Annotated in this window: 2 protein-coding genes; one reads left to right on the top strand and one right to left on the bottom strand. The window is 63.4% G+C overall.

The annotated features are described in order from the left end of the window. Positions 1-39: 39 nt before the first annotated feature. Positions 40-498 (bottom strand): division/cell wall cluster transcriptional repressor MraZ, encoded by a 459-nt coding sequence (gene mraZ / locus EN939_RS31565; RefSeq protein ID WP_127271469.1) that lies wholly within the window; start codon positions 496-498, stop codon positions 40-42. A 410-nt stretch (positions 499-908) separates the two neighbouring features. Here mraZ and EN939_RS31560 point away from each other — a divergent pair, with 410 nt between their 5' ends. Next, entirely contained in the window at positions 909-2,024 is a 1,116-nt protein-coding gene (locus EN939_RS31560) for a cystathionine gamma-lyase (protein WP_127271467.1), read from the top strand. The last annotated feature ends 49 nt before the right edge of the window (positions 2,025-2,073 follow it).

The raw sequence follows: 2,073 nt of genomic DNA, 5'->3' as shown, positions 1-2,073 counted from the left end.
CATCTACGGCGCGAGGAAGGTCATCGCCGTGGCCTGCCGTCATTCCGGTCGCTCCCCAGGCTTCGTCCCCTGCCGAAGCTGCAAAAGCCGTGCCCGCGCCTGCGCCCCATAGGCGGCAAGCCGTCCCGGCTCCCAGATCTGAAAGAAATTGCCGCGCCCGACAAAGGCCACTTCCGCCGAAATGCCGGTGTGTTCGCGAAGGAAATCGCTCATCGTGATGCGGCCGTCCTGGTCGAGTTTCAAGAAGGTTCCGTCGCCATGGCAGAAGAACGACATATCGTCCGCCGTCTGCAGGAAGGGATCCTCGAGCGCGATGCGCTGCTCGTAGCGGTCGAGCAGATCGAGCCCGCCGACATCCATCGCCGGCAGATCCAGGCAGCGCAGCGCATAGAGTTCCGAATAGCCGCGCTTCTGCACGACCGCACGGAAATGCGCGGGAACGGACACCCGTCCCTTCGCATCGATCCTGCTCACCGTGCTTGACAGAAACCGGTCCATTAAACGCTACAGCCGCTTGCGCCGCCGCACCCCTCTCCATCTTGTCGCACGCGCCGCCGCAGCGCGCTCCCTGCCCCGCATCAGCCTCATCCGCACGGGCAAAAACCGGCAAACGCGCAGCCGCCGCGGCTGCCCGATTGGCGTACGCTTTACCCTGACACGGAACGAAGGCTTTGATGTCTAGATGGGATATCATGGGGCACTATGGGCGTCAACGGGATTAGGCTTCACAAACACGCGCGCCGCGACCAATGAGAGCAGCCTCGCCGACACGTCTCGTCTTTATGGTCTATTAAGCCTAACGAACCGTTTAGAGCCGCCTGGCCCACCCGGACGCGCCTTGCCGCGCGCCGCTGCCGGGCATAGCGTCTCGCCACATATCGCCGGTCGCAAACAGGGTTGGAAATTCGATGTCTGAAACTGCAAAGTCACGCGCTGCAGCGCTTCCTCACCTGCGTCGCAGCGGGCTTGCCATGGGCGATTCCATTCCCCTGCCACTGACCATGGCCGCCATCTTTCATGCGCCCGGCGACGCCACCGGTTTCAACCAGTACGGGCGATTCAGCAACCCGACCTGGGACGCGGTCGAACATATGCTGGCCCATCTGGAGGACGCGCCTTGCGTCGCCTTCCCTTCAGGAATGGCGGCAATCTCGGCGGCGTTTTTTGCCGTGCTCAAGACTGGCGACCGTATCCTGCTGCCATCGGACGGCTACCACACGACAAGAGCGCTGGCCGATCGCTTCCTCAAGCCGCTCGGCATCGCCTACGATGTCAGGCCTACCTCGACCTTCCTCGACGGCGGCTTCGATGGCTATCGCCTCGCCTTTGTCGAAACCCCTGCCAATCCGGGGTTGGATATCTGCGATATCGCCGCCGTTGCCGATGCTGTTCACAAAGCCGGCGCGATCCTTGTGGTCGACAACACGACCATGACACCCTTCGGCCAGCGGCCGCTCGACCATGGCGCCGATATCGTCGTTGCCGCCGACACCAAGGCACCCAACGGCCATTCAGATGTGCTGTTCGGCCATGTCGCCAGCCGCAATGCCGAGATCATCGCCGCCGTGACCGGCTGGCGCGAAGTTTCCGGCAGCATTCCCGGACCATTCGAAGCCTGGCTGGTGCATCGCGGCCTGGAGACACTGGATGTGCGCTTCGATCGCATGTGTTCCTCGGCGGAAGTCATCGCGCGGCGGCTGCAGGGCCACCGGGCAATCAGCGGCCTGCGTTATCCCGGACTGGAAGGCGATCCGTCGCACAACCTTGCCCGTGCCCAGATGGAGCGCTTCGGCTTTCTGATCTCTTTCGAGCTCGCCTCGGAGGACAAGGCCGAGGATTTCATCAACAATTGCGCCTTGATGCAGGCCGCGACATCCTTCGGCGGCGTCCACACCTCCGCCGAGCGGCGCTTGAAGCGAGGCGATGCCGTTGCCGCCGGCTTCGTTCGCCTCTCGGTCGGCTGCGAGCCGGTGGAAGAGCTCTGGAAGGCAATCGAGACGTCGCTGGACAAGATCGGCGGCTAACCGGACCGATCACGGGCCGAGATCGTCGGCTTCTATGTTGCGATAGCCG

The organism is Mesorhizobium sp. M7A.F.Ca.CA.002.05.1.1 (assembly GCF_003998335.1).
Classification (GTDB): domain Bacteria; phylum Pseudomonadota; class Alphaproteobacteria; order Rhizobiales; family Rhizobiaceae; genus Mesorhizobium.
This window is presented reverse-complemented; position numbering and strand designations above follow the sequence as displayed.

Coding starts and splice junctions, on each gene's coding strand:
- mraZ (WP_127271469.1), bottom strand. CDS start 498: ATGGACCGGTTTCTGTCAAGCACGGTGAGCAGGATCGATGCGAAGGGA.
- EN939_RS31560 (WP_127271467.1), top strand. CDS start 909: ATGTCTGAAACTGCAAAGTCACGCGCTGCAGCGCTTCCTCACCTGCGT.